Source organism: Serratia sp. BIGb0163 (assembly GCF_024809935.1).
GTDB lineage: Bacteria > Pseudomonadota > Gammaproteobacteria > Enterobacterales > Enterobacteriaceae > Serratia > Serratia quinivorans.
This window is the reverse complement of sequence record NZ_JANUDZ010000009.1, coordinates 55,846-73,116: the sequence shown is the minus strand read 5'-3', so window position 1 is coordinate 73,116 and position 17,271 is coordinate 55,846. Positions and strand designations below refer to the sequence as shown.

Annotated in this window: 11 protein-coding genes and 3 tRNA genes; 8 read left to right on the top strand and 6 right to left on the bottom strand. The window is 56.6% G+C overall.

Translation table 11 applies throughout. The features are described from left to right. The first annotated feature begins 18 nt into the window (after window positions 1-18). From ptrA to recD, 3 genes are read left to right on the top strand one after another with little or no spacing between them, the layout of a single operon-like run. Window positions 19-2,907: a pitrilysin gene (gene ptrA / locus M2406_RS23215; protein ID WP_115183931.1), complete on the top strand. Its 2,889-nt coding sequence runs from the start codon at window positions 19-21 to the stop codon at window positions 2,905-2,907. Further along, window positions 2,904-6,455, top strand: coding sequence for an exodeoxyribonuclease V subunit beta (recB, locus tag M2406_RS23210; protein ID WP_259191546.1), 3,552 nt, complete (start codon window positions 2,904-2,906; stop codon window positions 6,453-6,455). The genes ptrA and recB overlap by 4 nt, the downstream gene beginning before the upstream one ends. After that, window positions 6,452-8,317, top strand: coding sequence for an exodeoxyribonuclease V subunit alpha (gene recD / locus M2406_RS23205; protein WP_259191545.1), 1,866 nt, complete (start codon window positions 6,452-6,454; stop codon window positions 8,315-8,317). Before recB ends, recD begins: the two co-directional genes overlap by 4 nt. Window positions 8,318-8,353: 36 nt before the next feature. Here recD and argA read toward each other — a convergent pair whose 3' ends face one another. Continuing rightward, on the bottom strand, window positions 8,354-9,679 hold the full coding sequence (gene argA / locus M2406_RS23200; protein WP_012146515.1) for an amino-acid N-acetyltransferase: 1,326 nt from the start codon (window positions 9,677-9,679) through the stop codon (window positions 8,354-8,356). Window positions 9,680-9,918: 239 nt separating this feature from the next. Here argA and amiC point away from each other — a divergent pair, with 239 nt between their 5' ends. Beyond that, complete coding sequence (amiC, locus tag M2406_RS23195; RefSeq protein ID WP_012146514.1) at window positions 9,919-11,172, top strand: N-acetylmuramoyl-L-alanine amidase AmiC; 1,254 nt, start codon at window positions 9,919-9,921, stop codon at window positions 11,170-11,172. Window positions 11,173-11,272: 100 nt separating this feature from the next. Here amiC and M2406_RS23190 read toward each other — a convergent pair. The 3 genes from M2406_RS23190 to M2406_RS23180 all read right to left on the bottom strand — a co-directional run bounded on the left by M2406_RS23190 (window position 11,273) and on the right by M2406_RS23180 (window position 11,634). After that, window positions 11,273-11,349, bottom strand: a tRNA-Met gene (locus M2406_RS23190). Window positions 11,350-11,413: 64 nt separating this feature from the next. Beyond that, window positions 11,414-11,490 (bottom strand) — tRNA-Met (locus M2406_RS23185). A 67-nt stretch (window positions 11,491-11,557) separates the two neighbouring features. Continuing rightward, window positions 11,558-11,634, bottom strand: a tRNA-Met gene (locus tag M2406_RS23180). Between the two features lie 213 nt (window positions 11,635-11,847). On the opposite strand from M2406_RS23180, the gene mltA reads away from it, so the two are divergent. Beyond that, the gene (gene mltA, locus M2406_RS23175) at window positions 11,848-12,990 is read left to right on the top strand and encodes a murein transglycosylase A (RefSeq protein ID WP_017893804.1); all 1,143 of its coding nucleotides are present in this window, start codon (window positions 11,848-11,850) and stop codon (window positions 12,988-12,990) included. Between the two features lie 72 nt (window positions 12,991-13,062). Continuing rightward, on the top strand, window positions 13,063-13,869 hold the full coding sequence (gene tcdA / locus M2406_RS23170; protein WP_012146512.1) for a tRNA cyclic N6-threonylcarbamoyladenosine(37) synthase TcdA: 807 nt from the start codon (window positions 13,063-13,065) through the stop codon (window positions 13,867-13,869). Here tcdA and csdE read toward each other — a convergent pair. Next, window positions 13,860-14,294 (bottom strand): cysteine desulfurase sulfur acceptor subunit CsdE, encoded by a 435-nt coding sequence (csdE, locus tag M2406_RS23165; RefSeq protein ID WP_112363396.1) that lies wholly within the window; start codon window positions 14,292-14,294, stop codon window positions 13,860-13,862. The genes tcdA and csdE overlap by 10 nt on opposite strands. 18 nt (window positions 14,295-14,312) lie before the next feature. Beyond that, window positions 14,313-15,518, bottom strand: a complete 1,206-nt coding sequence (gene csdA, locus M2406_RS23160) for a cysteine desulfurase CsdA (RefSeq protein WP_012146510.1) — start codon at window positions 15,516-15,518, stop codon at window positions 14,313-14,315. Between the two features lie 194 nt (window positions 15,519-15,712). Between csdA and M2406_RS23155 the strand changes: the two genes are divergently transcribed. Beyond that, window positions 15,713-15,937, top strand: a complete 225-nt coding sequence (locus tag M2406_RS23155) for a YgdI/YgdR family lipoprotein (protein WP_012146509.1) — start codon at window positions 15,713-15,715, stop codon at window positions 15,935-15,937. A gap of 382 nt (window positions 15,938-16,319) precedes the next feature. After that, window positions 16,320-17,237, top strand: a complete 918-nt coding sequence (locus M2406_RS23150) for a transcriptional regulator GcvA (RefSeq protein ID WP_012146508.1) — start codon at window positions 16,320-16,322, stop codon at window positions 17,235-17,237. Window positions 17,238-17,271: the final 34 nt, after the last annotated feature.

Below are 17,271 nucleotides of genomic sequence, written 5' to 3'. Positions count from 1 at the left end.
TAGGGGTTCATTTTGGATATGCGCAGACAGTTGGCCCGCATCACCGGGTTGGTATTAGTGGTTATGTTTTGGACGCCGTTGAGCTGGGCCGCACAGGGATGGCAACCGCTGGCGGAGAAGATCAATAAAAGCGATCACGATCCGCGCCAGTATCAGGCGATCAAACTGACGAACGGCATGACCGTGCTGTTGGTTTCCGATGCTCAGGCACCGAAATCACTGGCGGCGCTGGCACTGCCGGTAGGCTCGCTGGAAGATCCGAACAGTCAGCTGGGGTTAGCGCACTACCTGGAGCACATGGTGCTGATGGGTTCCAAGCGCTATCCGCAACCCGAAAACCTGTCGGAGTTCCTGAAGAAGCACGGTGGCAGCCATAACGCCAGCACCGCGTCTTACCGCACCGCGTTCTATCTGGAAGTGGAAAACGACGCGCTGGCCCCGGCGGTAGACCGCATGGCGGACGCCATCGCCGAGCCACTGCTGGATCCGGGCAATGCCGATCGTGAACGTAATGCGGTCAACGCCGAACTGACGATGGCACGCTCACGCGACGGTATGCGCATGGCGCAGGTTGGGGCAGAAACGCTGAACCCGGCTCACCCGAGCGCGCGTTTCTCTGGCGGTAACCTCGATACCTTAAAGGACAAGCCGGGCAGCAAGCTGCACGATGAGCTGACGGCATTCTACCAACGTTATTATTCTGCCAATCTGATGATGGGGGTGCTGTACAGCAACCAGCCATTGCCGGAACTGGCTGAACTGGCGGCCAAAACCTTTGGCAAGGTCCCTAACCGAGACGCCAGCGTACCGCCGATCACAGTCCCGGCGGTCACCCCTGAACAGCAGGGCATCATTATTCATTATGTACCGGCCCAGCCGCGTAAACAGTTGAAAGTAGAATTCCGCATCGACAACAACAGTGCCGAGTTCCGCAGCAAGACCGATACCTACATCAGTTACCTGATTGGCAACCGCAGCCAAAATACCCTGTCTGACTGGCTGCAAAAGCAGGGGTTGGCGGATGCCATCAATGCCGGGGCCGATCCTATGGTAGATCGTAACGGCGGCGTATTCTCGATCAGCGTCTCGCTGACCGATAAAGGCCTGGCCAAGCGTGACGAAGTGGTGGCGGCCATCTTCAACTACCTGAAAATGTTGCGTAGCGAAGGCATCAAGCAAAGCTATTTTGATGAGATTTCCCACGTACTGAATCTGGATTTCCGCTATCCGTCGATCACCCGTGATATGGACTACATCGAATGGCTGGTGGATACCATGCTGCGCGTGCCGGTCGAGCATACGCTGGATGCGCCTTATCTGGCCGACCGCTATGACGCCAAAGCGATTGCCGAGCGTCTGGACGCCATGACGCCGCAAAATGCGCGTATCTGGTTCGTCAGCCCAAATGAGCCGCATAACAAGATGGCCTACTTCGTCAATGCGCCGTATCAGGTCGATAAAATCACTCCGCAGCGCTTTGAGCAGTGGCAGCAACTGGGGAAAGGCATCAGCCTGTCGTTACCCACGCTGAATCCGTATATTCCTGATGATTTCAGCCTGACCAAACCTTCGCACGAGTTTAAAAAACCGGAGGTGGTGGTCGACCAACCGGGCCTGCGCGTGTTGTATATGCCGAGCCGTTACTTTGCCGACGAGCCGAAGGCTGACGTCACAGTAGCGTTCCGCAATGCAAAAACCATGGATTCTGCACGTAACCAGGTGTTGTTCTCTTTGACTGACTATCTGGCCGGGATTTCACTGGATCAACTGAGCTATCAGGCTTCGGTTGGCGGGCTGAGTTTCTCAACCTCGCCGAACAACGGTCTGGAGTTCAACGCCAACGGCTTTACCCAGCGTCTGCCGCAATTGCTGACCTCGCTGATCGAAGGCTACTCAAGCTTTACGCCGACGGAAGATCAACTTGCGCAGGCCAAATCCTGGTATCTGGAACAGCTGGATTCTGCCGAGAAAGGCAAAGCCTTTGAACTGGCTATCCAGCCGGTGCAGATGGTTTCCCGCGTGCCTTACTCAGAACGTAGTGAGCGCCGTGAGGTGCTGAAAACCCTGACGCTGAAAGATGTGCTGGCCTACCGTGACAGCCTGCTGGCTGAGGCGACGCCGGAGTTGTTGGTGGTGGGCAATATGAGCAAGCAGCAGGTGGATACCCTGGCCTCCACGCTGAAACACCGTCTGGGTTGTACCGGTGTTGCATGGTGGCATGGCGAAGACGTTGAAGTGACTAAAAGCCAGTTGGCCAATCTGCAGCGGGCAGGCAGCAGCACCGACTCGGCGCTGGCGGCAGTGTATGTGCCGACCGGCTACGACGAAGTGACCGGCATGGCTTACAGCTCGCTGCTTGGCCAAATTATCCAGCCATGGTTCTACAGCCAACTGCGTACTCAGGAACAGCTGGGCTACGCGGTGTTTGCTTTCCCGATGTCCGTCGGCCGTCAGTGGGGTATTGGTTTCCTGCTGCAAAGTAACAGCAAGCAACCGGCGTACCTGTATCAGCGCTATCAGGATTTCTACCCGAAAACCGAGAAACGCCTGCGAGAGATGAAAGAAGCAGACTTCGAGCAGTATAAGCAGGCGATGATCAACGAATTGAAGCAGCGTCCACAAACCCTGAGCGAAGAAGCCGGCCGTTTCTCCAATGACTTCGACCGTGGCAACTTCGCATTTGATACCCGTCATAAACTGATTGAGCAAATCAAGCAGTTGACGCCGACCAAACTGGCGGATTATTTCCACCAGGCGGTGATTAAGCCGCAGGGGCTGGCGGTGCTGTCGCAGGTGAGTGGTAGTGGGCAAGAGAAGGCGGATTATGCGGTGCAGCCGAACTGGGTGACTTATCCAAACGCCTCTGCGCTGCAGAAAACTCTGCCGCGTAAGGTGGCGACACCATGACAGAGACCACCCCGCAGCGACTTGATCCGCTAACGTTGCCGCTATTTGGCGAGCGGTTGATAGAAGCGTCGGCGGGGACCGGTAAAACCTTTACCATCGGTGCGCTGTATCTGCGCCTGCTGCTTGGCCTGGGCCAGGCAGCGGCCTTTCCCCGGCCGCTGACGGTAGAGGAGATCCTGGTGGTGACCTTTACCGAGGCCGCCACCGAGGAGCTGCGTGGACGCATCCGCAGCAATATCCATGGCTTACGCATTGCCTGCGTACGTGGCAGCAGTAAAGACCCGTTATTTAATGCGTTAATGGCGGAAATTGACGATCTGCCCGATGCTGCCGCGCAACTGCTGGCTGCCGAGCGGCAGATGGACGAAGCGGCAATCTACACCATCCACGGTTTTTGCCAGCGTATGCTGACCCACAACGCCTTCGAGTCCGGCATTCTGTTTGAGCAAACGCTGGTGCAGGATGAACTGCCGCTGCGCCGCCAGGCCTGTGCGGACTTTTGGCGTCGCCATTGTTATCCGTTGCCGATTGGCGTTGCCCGGGCGGTGAGTCAGGAATGGAGCGGCCCGGAAGCGCTGCTGGCCGATCTTTCCGGCTATCTGCATGGCGAAGCGCCCATGCTGCGTCGGCCGCCGAAGGATGAAGAAACGGTGCTGATGCGCCATGAGCAGATCGTGGCGCGTATTGACGCCCTCAAAGCGCAGTGGCTGGCAGCGGCGGGCGATTTGGAGGCGTTAATCAGCCAGTCCGGCGTTGATAAGCGCAGTTACAGCAGCAAACACCTGCCTAACTGGCTGCAGAAGGTGGGTGAATGGGTGGTGCTGGAAACTCAGGACTACCAACTGCCGAAAGAGCTGGATAAATTTCGCCAGTCGGTACTGTTGGAGAAAACCAAAAAAGGCGAACCGCCGCACCATGCATTGTTCGTGGCGATCGACGAACTGTTCGATGAACCGCTGACACTGCGTGATTTGATCATGGCGCGGGCGCTGAGCGAGATACGTTTGTCCATTCAGCAGGAGAAACGCCAGCGGGCCGAGCTGGGTTTTGACGACCTGTTAAGTCGGCTGGACAGTGCATTGCAGAGCGAAGGTGGTGAACGTTTGGCACAGGCGATTCGCCAGCGTTACCCGGTGGCGATGATCGATGAGTTCCAGGATACCGATCCACAGCAATACCGCATCTTCCAAAAACTCTATGTCAGCAGGCCGGAATGCGGCCTGCTGCTGATCGGCGATCCCAAACAGGCAATTTACGCTTTCCGCGGTGCCGATATCTTTACCTATATGCGCGCTCGTTCAGAGGTAAGCGCCCACTACACGCTCGAAACCAACTGGCGCTCCTCACCGGCGATGGTGAACAGCGTTAACCATCTGTTTGCGCAGGTGGAAAAACCTTTCCTGTTCGGCCAGATTCCCTTTATTGAGGTTGCCGCCGCCGAGAAAAATCGGGGGCTGGCGTTTGAGCTGCAAAATCAGCCGCAGCCGGCGATGCAGTTCTGGCTGCAGCAGGGGGAAGGTGTTGGCGTTAGTGAGTACCAACAATTGATGGCGCGCCTGTGCGCCACGCAAATTCGCGACTGGCTCAGCGCCGGACAAAACCAACAGGCCTGGCTGGTCGACGGCGAGAAACGGCGGGCGGTAGAGGCGTCAGACATTACCGTGCTGGTGCGCAGCCGCAATGAGGCGGCGTTAGTACGTGATGCCCTGAGTGCGCTGGCGATACCTTCGGTTTATTTGTCCAACCGCGACAGCGTGTTCGATACGCCAGAAGCCAAGGATTTGCTGTGGCTGCTGCAGGCCGTGCTGGCACCGGAGCAGGAACGTACGCTGCGCAGTGCCATGGCTACCGGGCTGATGGGGCTGGATGCGCAGGCGCTGGACGGATTGAATCGGGATGAGCGCGCCTGGGATGCGCTGGTCAACGAGTTCGATAAATATCGTACGCTGTGGCTGCGCCGCGGCGTGTTGCCGATGCTGCGTGAGGTGATGAATCAGCGCCATCTGGCAGAAAACCTGTTGGCCAGCCTCGGCGGTGAGCGCCGGTTGACCGACGTGATGCATCTGGGCGAGCTTTTGCAGGAAGCTTCTGCGCAGCTCGACAGCGAGCATGCGCTGGTGCGTTGGCTGGCGCAGCAGATTGCTCAGCCCAATCGGCAGTCAGACAACCAGCAGCTACGGCTGGAAAGCGACCGCCATTTGGTACAGGTGATCACCATCCATAAATCCAAAGGGTTGGAGTTCGATCTGGTATGGCTGCCGTTCGTCGGCAATTTCCGCCAGCAACAGCAGGTGTTGTACCACGATCGTCACAGCTTCCAGGCTCTGCTTGACCTCAACGCCGATGAGCAAAGTATTGAGTGGGCAGAGGAGGAGCGGCTGGCGGAAGATTTACGCCTGTTGTATGTCGCGCTGACCCGTTCGGTATACCACTGCAGTATCGGCATTGCGCCGTTGATTCAGGGCACCCGCAAAAAACAGGGCGATAGCGATTTACACCGCAGCGCGCTGGGCTATCTGGTGCAGGCCGGCCAGGCCGGCGATGCGGCTTATCTGCAGCAATGTCTGCAACAGTTGGCTGTAGATGGCGTTGCACTGTCGCTGGTCGAAAGCCTGGACGAGCAACCCTGGCAGCCGCAAACGCCAGACTTGACCGAACTGTCGGCGAAACACTTCACGCGCCAGGTGCAGGATTTCTGGCGGGTGACCAGCTATACCGGTCTGCAACAGCACGGCACGAGCCTGATGCAGGATTTGTTGCCGCGGTTGGATGTTGATGCCGCCGGCGAGCAAGCGCAGGACAGTGAGCCAGCGCTCACACCGCATACCTTTCCTCGTGGCGCCGGTCCGGGGACTTTCCTGCACAGTCTGTTTGAAACGATCGACTTTACCCAACCCCTCGATGAGGCGTGGTTGCTGGAGCAGTTGCAACAACAAGGATTTGGCGAACACTGGCAACCGATACTGTTGGCGTGGATGCAGGTGCTGTTAAACACCCCACTTAATGATACCGGCGTCGCTTTGTCGGCGCTGGCTCCGCAGCATAAGCAGGCTGAGTTGCAGTTTTATCTGCCTATCGAGCAGCTGTTGCAGGCGCGTGAGCTGGATAAGCTGGTGAAAAGTTACGATCCGCTTTCTGCCCGATGCCCTGAGTTGGATTTTCAGCAGGTGCAGGGGATGCTGAAAGGATTTATCGACCTGGTGTTCTGCTGGCAGGGGAAATATTACCTGCTGGACTACAAATCCAACTGGTTGGGTGAAGACAGCAGTGCCTATACCCAACCGGCGATGGAGCAGGCGATGGCGGAGCACCGTTACGATTTGCAGTACCAGCTATACACGCTGGCATTGCACCGCTATCTGCGCCATAGGTTGCCGGATTATGATTATCAGCGGCACTTCGGCGGGGTGATTTATCTGTTCCTGCGCGGTGTGGATGCACAGCATCCGGGCAACGGCATTTTTGCCTGCCGTCCGCAGGAGCAATTGGTGGAAGGCATGGATTTGTTATTCAGTGGTAAAACCGCTGCGGTGGAGGATGCATCATGATCGCTCTACTGGAACAGGCGCAAGCGCTTGGCGTGTTACGTCCACTAGATTTGCAGTTCGCCCGCGTAGTCGCTGGAGCGGATGAGCCTGAGATACTGTTGGCTGCCGCCTGCCTCAGCGCGGAGGCTGGCGCGGGTCACGTTTGCCTGATGCTGGAGCAACTGCTGCCGGAAAACCTATTTGACGGACGTCAGCCGGAGCTGGCGCAGGCCGTGTGGTTGGCGGCAGGGCAGTTGGATGTGGCCGGTTGGCAACGGCGGCTGTCGGCCAGTGCGGCGGTGAGCGACGGCAGCACTGCGACGCCGATGGTGTTACAACCACAGCGCTTGTATCTGCAGCGCATGTGGCAGAACGAGGGGGAGGTTGCCGCCTTTATCCGTGGTGACAGTATCAGCAGCGACAGTCTGCCTCAGGCGGTTGAAGAGGCCGACCTGCGCACCATTCTCGACCAATTATTTGGTGAGGCGACCGATGAACCCGACTGGCAGAAAATTGCTGCCGCGGTGGCCGCTACGCGACGTATTGCGGTGATTTCGGGCGGACCGGGCACCGGTAAGACCACCACGGTCGCCAAATTGTTGGCGGCGCTGGTGCAGCTCGATGAAGGGCGACGTTTACGCATCCAACTGGCGGCGCCTACCGGTAAAGCGGCGGCGCGTTTAACCGAATCGTTAGGCAGCGCCGGCAAACAATTGGCGCTAACCCCGGAGCAGCGTGCGTTGTTCCCTACCGAGGCCTCCACGTTGCATCGCCTGCTGGGCGCTCAGCCCAACAGTCAGCGTATGCGTTATCACAGTGGCAACCGGCTGCATCTGGACGTGCTGGTAGTTGATGAGGCCTCTATGGTCGACCTGCCTATGATGGCGCGTTTGATTGCCGCCTTGCCCACTCAGGCACGGGTGATCTTCCTGGGCGACCGCGATCAACTGGCTTCGGTGGAGGCCGGGGCGGTACTGGGAGATATTTGCCGCTTTGCCGAACAAGGTTACAGCGTGGCGCGGGCGGAGCAACTTTCGCGGCTGACCGGCTGCCAACTGCTGGGGCAAACTGCCCAGGCGGAAGCTGCGGTGCGCGACAGTCTGTGCTTGCTGCGTAAAAGCTACCGTTTTGATGCCAATTCAGGTATTGGTCAATTGGCCTTTGCCGTGAACGCCGGCGATGGCAAGCGGGCAATGGCGGCGCTCAGCGGCAGTTTCGCTGACGTTAGCGGTTATCCACTGGCGGAAACGCAGGACTATCAGGCGCTGTTGGATGCCTGCGTGGCGGGTTACCGTGATTATCTGCGGCTGGTGGGTGAAGGGGCGGATGCAGTGGCGGTGTTGGCGGCGTTTGGTCATTTCCAGGTGCTGTGCGCGCTGCGCGAGGGGCCTTTCGGCATCGCCGGGTTAAATGAACGCATTGAGACGGGGCTGCAACGTGCCGGTCTAATCCAGCGTAAGCCGGGAGCCGCTGGGCGTTGGTATTCTGGCCGTCCGGTGATGATTGGTCGCAATGACAGCGCTCTGGGGCTGTTTAACGGCGATATTGGCATTGCCTTGCGGGACGAGAGCGGCGAACTACGTGTTCATTTTCAACTGCCGGACGGCAGCATCAAGTCGGTGCAGCCGAGCCGTTTACCGGCGCATGAAACCGCTTATGCGATGACGGTGCATAAATCACAAGGCTCGGAGTTTGACCATACGGTACTGGTGCTGCCCAATCATTTCCTGCCGGTGTTGACTCGTGAACTGGTGTACACCGCGATCACCCGCGCTCGCAGGCAGCTTTCACTGTACGCCATCGATGCGGTTTTGATGCGGGCGATCCGCACTCCGACCCAGCGCCGTAGCGGGTTGGCGGAGCGGTTGCAGCTCAAGGCTTAAGTGCCCATGGGCGCAGCACGCTGCGCCCGCCAGCAATTACAGATCCGCCAGCAAAATCTTGGAACGGCGTTGGTAGTTGTACAGCGCCTGTTTCTCAACCGGCAGCACGTCGACTTCCGCCGGCGTGAAACCACGTTCCTGGAACCAGTGGATGCTGCGCGTAGTCAGCACAAACAGCTTACGCAGGCCCATCTGGCGTGCCTGACTCTCCACCCGTTGCAGCAGCATTTCACCCCGTGACGAGCTGCGGTAATCAGGATGAACCGCAACGCAGGCCATCTCGCCAATCTTCTCTTCCGGGAACGGATACAACGCCGCGCAAGCGATGGTCAGGTTATCGCGCTCAATAATGGTGAATTTGTCGATCTCCATCTCCAGTTGCTCACGTGAGCGGCGCACCAAGATGCCCTGCTGCTCAAGCGGACGGATCAGCTCGAGGATGCCGCCGATATCGTTAATCGTCGCCCGGCGCACCTGTTCAGCGCTCTCCATCACTATCTGAGTGCCTATACCATCGCGTGAAAACAGTTCCTGCACCAGCGCACCGTCTTCCTGATAGCTGATCAGGTGGCTGCGGCGTACGCCGCTACGGCAGGCCTTCACCGCGCCACGCAGGAAACGCACGGTGCCGGAATGATAGTCGCCATGCTCTTCCAGCTCCTCAATGCGTTTTTGCGCGTCGTTGGGGAACAGTTCGGAAATGATGGTACCTTCCTGATTGGTGACCCCCTGTGACGAACAGAAGCCGATCATTTTCTCGGCTTTCAGCTTGACGGCCAACTGGGTTGCCACTTCTTCCGAGGTCAGGTTAAAGCTTTCGCCGGTGACGGAAACGGCCACCGGTCCAATCAGCACGATGGCGTTGCTATCGAGCTGACGGTGAATGGCTTCTTCATCAATACGGCGGATACGGCCGCTGTGGCAGTAGTCCACACCGTCATCAATCCCCAGTGGCTGGGCGATAATAAAATTACCGCTGACCACGTTGATATGCGCGCCCTGCAATGGCGTGTTGTTGAGGCTCATTGACAGCCGGGCGGTGATATCCAGTTGCAGCAGACCCGCCGCCTGTTTAACCAGCTCCAGCGTATGGGCGTCGGTGACGCGGGTGTGCTTGTGATAAATCGGTTCGAGATTATGCTGCGCCAGATTGACGTCAATCTGCGGCCGGGCACCATAGACCACGACTAAACGAATACCCAGACTATGCAGCAGCCCGATGTCGTTAACGATGTTGGCAAAGTTCTCATGTTCTATGGCTTCGCCACCCAGCATAACGACAAACGTCTTGCCACGGTGGGCGTTGATATAGGGAACTGAGTGACGGAATCCTTGGACCAGCTCTGTACTACGTTCCTTCACGGCCAAACCTCATTTGCATATTTATACGATATTTTTGTATTTTTATTCTTTTCTTGCCCTGATGGCAAGTGAGAATTTATCTCTATTTCTTTGCCGGGGGCGCTGAGTCGTTAATAAATTGAAAAACCATAAAAAGATTTTCTGATGACAGCGCCGGAATGATTGGTTAAAGTTTTCGGCATTCCTGTTAACTGGTGTTTTTTTCATCTGTTTTAATCTGTTACCACTGCTGGAGCCGCATGCCAAACTCAAATCACAATCTGGGCCGCCGTCGTTTATTACAGGGGGTTGCCGCAAGCTGGTTGCTGAGTGTGAGTCGCACAGGTTTCGCTGCTTCATCGCACGTCATTGCCGTACGCGTCTGGCCATCCTCCACCTATACCCGGGTGACGCTCGAATCCAATGTTGAACTGAAATATAAGCAGTTTGCGCTGACCAATCCCGATCGCGTGGTGGTGGATATTGAAGGCGTGCAGCTCAACAGCGTGCTGAAGGGGATTGTTGGCCAGGTTCGTGCCGACGATCCCTACCTGAAACAGGCGCGCGTTGGTCAGTTTGATCAAAACACCGTCCGGTTGGTGCTGGAGCTTAAGCGCAGCGTCAGCCCGCACATGTTTACTCTGGCGCCGGTGCCGGAATACCGCAATCGTCTGGTGATGGATCTGTACCCGAGCAAGGGCGGCAGCGGTGAAGACTATGATCCGCTGTTGGCGTTACTGGAAGATTACAACAAGGGCGATCTTGAGCGCACATTGCCGGCGGAAGCGCCACAGGCCGGTAAGGCGGGGCGTGACCGACCGATTGTCATCATGCTGGATCCCGGTCACGGCGGCGAAGATCCCGGAGCGATTGGTAAATTCAAAACGCGTGAAAAAGATATCGTATTGCAGATTGCGCGCCGGCTAAGCACGCTAATCAAGCGCGAGCCGAATATGAAGGTGTTTATGACGCGTAATGAAGACGTCTTCATTCCGTTGAAGGTGAGGGTGGCGAAGGCGCGTAAGCAGCGTGCCGACCTGTTTGTGTCCATCCACGCCGATGCCTTTACCAGCCGGGCCGCACGTGGGTCATCGGTGTTTGCGCTATCGACCAAAGGTGCCACCAGTTCGGCGGCGAAGTTCCTGGCGCAGACCCAAAATGAATCGGACCAAATCGGCGGCGTAAGCAAAAGCGGTGACCGCTATCTTGATCACACCATGTTTGATCTGATTCAAACCGCGACCATCAATGACAGCCTGAAATTCGGTAAGGAAGTGCTGAACCGGATGGGCAAAATAAACCGTTTGCATAAGAATCGTGTCGATCAGGCCGGTTTTGCGGTATTGAAAGCGCCGGACATCCCTTCGATTCTGGTTGAGACGGCGTTTATCAGCAACATCGAAGAAGAACGCAAGCTGCGTACCACGCATTTCCAGCAGCAGGTGGCGGAATCTATTCTGGCGGGTATCAAGGCGTACTTTGCCAACGGTGGTGCGGTAGCGCGCAGAGGGTAAGGCTAATGCGGAAACGACTGGGCGGCTGCCCGGTCGATTTTTGGCGGATTTCAGATACAAAAAAACACCCGTTAAGGTGCTTATTTGTAGTCATTAAGATTGGTTGCGGAGGCCGGATTTGAACCGACGACCTTCGGGTTATGAGCCCGACGAGCTACCAGGCTGCTCCACCCCGCGTCCGTCTTAATGCTTGTATTATCGAAACCAACATTTCATGTGATACCGCTGGTACAGTATCGGTTGGTTGCGGGGGCCGGATTTGAACCGACGACCTTCGGGTTATGAGCCCGACGAGCTACCAGGCTGCTCCACCCCGCGTCCGTATAATACTTTCTTTTTCATCGAATCCAACACTTTACTTGATACTGCCTCTGGCAATATCGGTTGGTTGCGGAGGCCGGATTTGAACCGACGACCTTCGGGTTATGAGCCCGACGAGCTACCAGGCTGCTCCACCCCGCGTCCGATGGAAGCGCACTATACTCTCCGTGCATTTTGTTGCAACCCTTTTTGCACTTAATTGAACTAAAACAGTCTTTCTGCTGGATTAGTCCGCAATCTGCGTTCTTTTTCAGCGTTATTGCCCCTGGGGCTTTTTTTATTGGCGGCGATTCCTTTATCTATGGGCGTTTGTTATCGTTCGCCGGGAGATCATATATGTAGAGAGTGTGCGTGATGAAAGGACGTTGGGGCAAATACCTGCTGGGCGGGTTAATGGTAGCGGTACTGGCGGGCTGTTCTTCCAAGCCGACCGACCGGGGACAACAATATAAGGATGGTCACCTGGATCAGTCGCTGGAGTTGGTGAATCAACCCAACGCCAGGGGCGTACCGGTTAATGCCAAGGATTACTCGGATCAGCTGATGGAGATTAAATACGCCTCTCCTTCACTTTTTAATCGCAACAACACTACCTTCCAGGCGGTACAAAGCTGGATGGCGTCCGGTGCCGACACTCGTACTCTGAACCAATATGGCCTCAGTGCTTATCAAATGGAAGGCGTGGACAGCTATGGCAACGTGCAGTTCACCGGTTACTACACACCGGTGCTGCAGGCGCGTTATACCCAGCAGGGGGAGTTCCGTTACCCGCTGTACCGCATGCCACCAAAAGGTAAAGGCCGTCTGCCCGATCGCGCGGGCATTTATTCGGGTGCACTGGATGACCGATATATCGTGGCGTATACCAACTCGCTGATGGACAACTTTATGATGGAAGTCCAGGGCAGTGGCTATGTGGATTATGGCAACGGCCAGCCGTTGGTGTTCTTCGGTTACGGCGGCAAGAACGGCCATGCGTATCGCAGCATTGGTAAAGTGCTGATCGATCGCGGTGAAGTGGCCAAGGCGGATATGTCGATGCAGGCGATCCGCCAGTGGGCGGACACTCACAGCGCCGCCGAAGTGCGCGAATTGCTGGAGCAAAACCCTTCCTTTGTCTTCTTCCGTCCTGAAGCCTTTGCGCCGGTACGCGGTGCCAGCGCCGTGCCGCTGGTGGCCAAGGCGTCGGTGGCTTCCGACCGTTCACTGATCCCGGCGGGTACCACGCTGCTGGCAGAGGTGCCGCTACTGGACAACAAGGGTAAATTCACGGGAAAATATGAGATGCGCTTGATGGTGGCTCTGGACGTGGGTGGGGCAATCAAAGGCCAGCACTTCGATATGTATCAGGGCATCGGGCCGGATGCCGGTCACTCGGCCGGTTTTTATAACCACTACGGCCGCGTTTGGGTGCTGAAAGGCGCCAACGTTAATGCGCCGTTGTTCACCAGCCAGACCCGTTCCGCCTCTGGCGGCTCGCTGTTAGTCACCCGCTAACGGCAACAATTGACCACAAGGGCCGGACATTCCGGCCCTTATTATTTGCAATGTTAAGGTAATTAAAGCGTTATGAGCACAGCCTATTCTGAAGCCTACCTGCAGCGTTTTGGCGGCACGGCACGTTTATACGGTCAGCAGGCCCTGGCGCTGTTTGCCCAGGCGCACATTTGCGTGATTGGCATCGGCGGCGTGGGCTCCTGGGCGGCAGAGGCGTTGGCGCGCACCGGTATCGGTGCCATTACGCTGATTGATATGGATGATGTCTGCGTCACTAACACCAACCGCCAAATCCACGCGCTGCGTCAGCATGTGGGCCAGTCAAAAACGGAAGTGATGGCGGAGCGCATTCTGGCGATCAACCCGGAGTGCCGGGTGACCTGCATTGACGACTTTATTACTGCGGACAACGTTGCAGAGCTGCTGAATAACAATTTTAGCTATGTCATCGATGCGATTGACAGCGTGCGACCGAAGGCCGCGCTGTTGGCCTATTGTCGTCGTTACAAGATCCCGGTGGTCACTACCGGCGGAGCAGGTGGTCAGATAGATCCGACCCAGATTGCAGTGGTCGATCTGGCCAAAACCATTCAGGATCCGCTGGCGGCCAAGCTGCGTGAGCGGTTGAAAAATGATTTCAACGTGGTGAAGAACAGCAAGGGCAAATTGGGCATCGACTGCGTATTTTCCAGCGAGCCGCTGGTTTACCCCCAGCCGGATGGCAGCGTTTGCGCATCACGCAGTACCGCGGAAGGGCCAAAACGAATGGATTGCAGTGCGGGATTTGGCGCGGCAACCATGGTTACCGCTACCTTTGGTTTTGTCGCCGTTTCCCATGCGCTGAAGAAGATGGTGGCGAAAGCCGCGCGTCAGGCGTAGCGAGCGGCCATTTCTTTCACGGCAGCAGCCAGTGCTGCCAGCCCGCTGGCGCGGGTGGCACTGAGTTGAGCACGTAACGCCAGTTGATCAAACAGCGCCAGGGGATCCATCGCCGCTATCTGCTGCGGCGTTTTTCCTTCTACCGCCGTTAGCAGTACCGCCAACAGGCCGCGCACGATACGGCCTTCGCTGTCGCCATAAAAGTGCAGCGTGCCGTCCGCCAGTAACTGATGCCCCAGCCAGACCCGATTCTCACAGCCACTCAACTCCATTTCTGCTGCGCGTAATGCCTCTGGCAATGGCGGCAATTGTTTCGCCAGCATGATCAGTTGGCGATAACGATCTTCCCATTGTTTCAGCGCGGTAAATTTCTCGATCAGCGCTTCGGCGGTGATTTCATGGCCAAAGGGATGGGGGGCAAGCATAGCGTCTCCGGGGTTCATTTAATCGGCCAACAGGTCGATGGCGTTGTGCAGGGCGGTTACCAGGGTATCGACGTCTTCCCGCGTGTTGTATGGCGCAAAGGAGGCGCGTAGTGTCCCACTGACACCCAGCGCCGCCATCAGCGGTTGAGCGCAGTGCTGACCGGCTCGCAGTGCGATGCCTTGTTCTGCCAGCAGGGTGACGATATCGCTGTGATGGATACCGGCAATATCAAACGCCAGTAAGCTGGAGCCCGAACAACGGAAGCTGCGGAACCCCGGCAGTTGCGCCAATTGTTTCTCGGCGAGATCGGCCAGTTCGCGGCTGTATTGCTCGGCTGCCGCCAGATCCTGGGTGCCAAGCCATTCCAATGCGGCGGCCAACCCCAGCACACCGGCGATATTCGGCGTACCGGCTTCAAAACAGTGCGGTGGTTTTTGCGGCGTGAAGCCGTCGAAGGAGGCCTGAGTCAGCATCTTGCCGCCGCCTTGCCAGGGGGCCATCTGCGCCAGCAATTCGCTTTTACCGTATAGCGCACCGATGCCGGTCGGGCCATATAATTTGTGGCCGGAGAAAGCGTAGAAATCAATGTCTAGTCGCTGAACGTCAGCCGGACAGTGAACGATGCCCTGCGCGCCGTCGATCATCACCAGAGCGCCGGCACTATGGGCAAGCCGGATGGCCAGATCCAGATCCGGACAGCCGCCGGTGACGTTGGACATTTGGCCCAGTGCCAGCAGGCGGGTTTTATCACTCAGCAGGCTGGGTAACTGGGCCAGATCCGGCAGGCGGTCTGCACCCAGTGGCAGTTTCACCACCCGAGCGCCGGTTTGTTCCGCCACCATCAGCCAGGGGATCAGGTTGGCGTGGTGTTCGGCCTCGCTCACCAGGATTTCGTCACCGGGCTGCAACCGGGGGCGGGCATAGCTCTGCGCTACCAAATTGATCGCTTCGGTGGTGCCGCGGGTCCAGATAATGTCGTCGGCTGAAGGAGCATTGACCAGCGTCGCGACCTGTTGGCGAGCCTGCTCGAAGCGTGCAGTCAGATCCTGCGCCGCCCGGTGCTGGCTGCGGTGCACGGTAGCGGCATCGTCGCGGTAAAACTGCTGCGTGGCATTGATGACCGCCAGCGGCTTCAACGCGGTGGCGGCGCTGTCGAGATAAATGCCCGCTTGCTGCAAGGCAGGAAACTGATTACGAAAGACGATGGGATTAAAAGGTGTCATAACCTGATTGTCACTGGCTTGAGTCAATGGCCGATCCTGTCTTATTTTACCGCCAGAGACAAGCTATCCCGCATATTAGGATTCATCGTCTGGAAATTATAGGTAAGTTTGTTATGCTGTTAGGTGCGCACTAAGTCATGGCGTTAAATAACATAAAAGGTTTTTACAGCATTTAAAACTACAAGGAGTCCACAATGAAGAAAACAGCCGCAGTTATCTCTGCCCTGATGCTAACGTTTACCCTGGCCGCCTGTTCCAGCAACTACGTGATGCAGACCAATGATGGACGCACCATTGTCGCTAAAGGAAAACCCGCGTTGGATAACGACACCGGGATGATCAGCTATAAAGACGCCAACGGCGTTGAGCAGCAGATCAACCGTTCAGACGTGAAGGAAATGGTTGAAAAAGACCAATAACGTCGGGCAAAAAAAAAGCACCGCAAAGATTGCGGTGCTGCATAAAATCACTATGGACAGACAGGGTAAATGTACAGGAAGTGAAAAACAGTAGCTTAGCTACCACGTCTGGATTGCCAGACAATTTGCAAACACAACATCACAACCACAAGCCAAAAGTTCATCGGCGTCCTCGACACCCACTCCCTTTTCGTTCCGGCCCGGGAAGTGCCGCCACTATAGGTATTTACTGGCGCATGCTCAACGGACAATTTATAATGGCTCGGATTAAAAAAACTAATGGTAGCGCTTTGCTGTCTGGTGCCTATCGCACGGCAGATAACGCCGCCTGATTTTTTATGCCGAATCACTCGGATTATTGTTACACAAAAGTAGCTAATAAATGTCTAAACGCTTACCACCTCTTAATGCACTGCGGGTTTTTGACGCGGCTGCCCGTCACCTGAGTTTTACCAAAGCGGCAGAAGAACTGTTTGTCACCCAGGCCGCGGTGAGCCACCAGATCAAGTCGCTGGAGGACTTCCTCGGCCTGAAGCTGTTTCGGCGCCGCAATCGCTCGCTGTTGCTGACGGAAGAAGGGCAAAGTTATTACCTGGATATCAAAGAAATTTTCACCTCAATCAATGAGGCCACCCGCAAGCTGCAGGCCCGCAGCGCCAAGGGGGCATTAACCGTCAGTTTGCCCCCTAGTTTTGCTATTCAGTGGCTGGTGCCGCGCCTGTCCGGCTTTAACTCAGCTTATCCGGGAATTGACGTGCGTATTCAGGCCGTGGACCGCGAAGAAGACAAGCTGGCGGATGATGTCGACGTGGCTATTTTCTATGGGCGCGGCAACTGGACCGGATTGCGAGCCGAACGTTTATACGCGGAATATCTGTTGCCGGTGTGCTCACCCAGCCTGCTGACCGGGGAACATGCGTTAAAAATGACGAGCGATCTGGCTTATCACACGCTACTGCATGATACTTCACGCCGCGATTGGCTAGCCTATACCCGTCAGTTGGGGTTGCAGCACATTAATGTGCAGCAGGGGCCTATTTTCAGCCATAGCGCGATGGTGGTTCAGGCGGCGGTGCATGGGCAGGGGATTGCGCTGGTGAATAACGTGATGGCGCAGACCGAGATTGAAGCCGGGCGTTTGGTCTGTCCGTTTAACGAGGTTTTGGTCAGTAAAAATGCTTTTTATCTGGTATGTCATGACAGCCAGGCAGAACTGGGTAAAATAGCCGCCTTTCGTCAGTGGATCCTGGCTCGGGCAGCCAGCGAACAAGAAAAGTTCCGCTTTCGCTACGAACAATGAGGCCGGTCGCCGCGATGGCGCAGCCGGTTTTCTT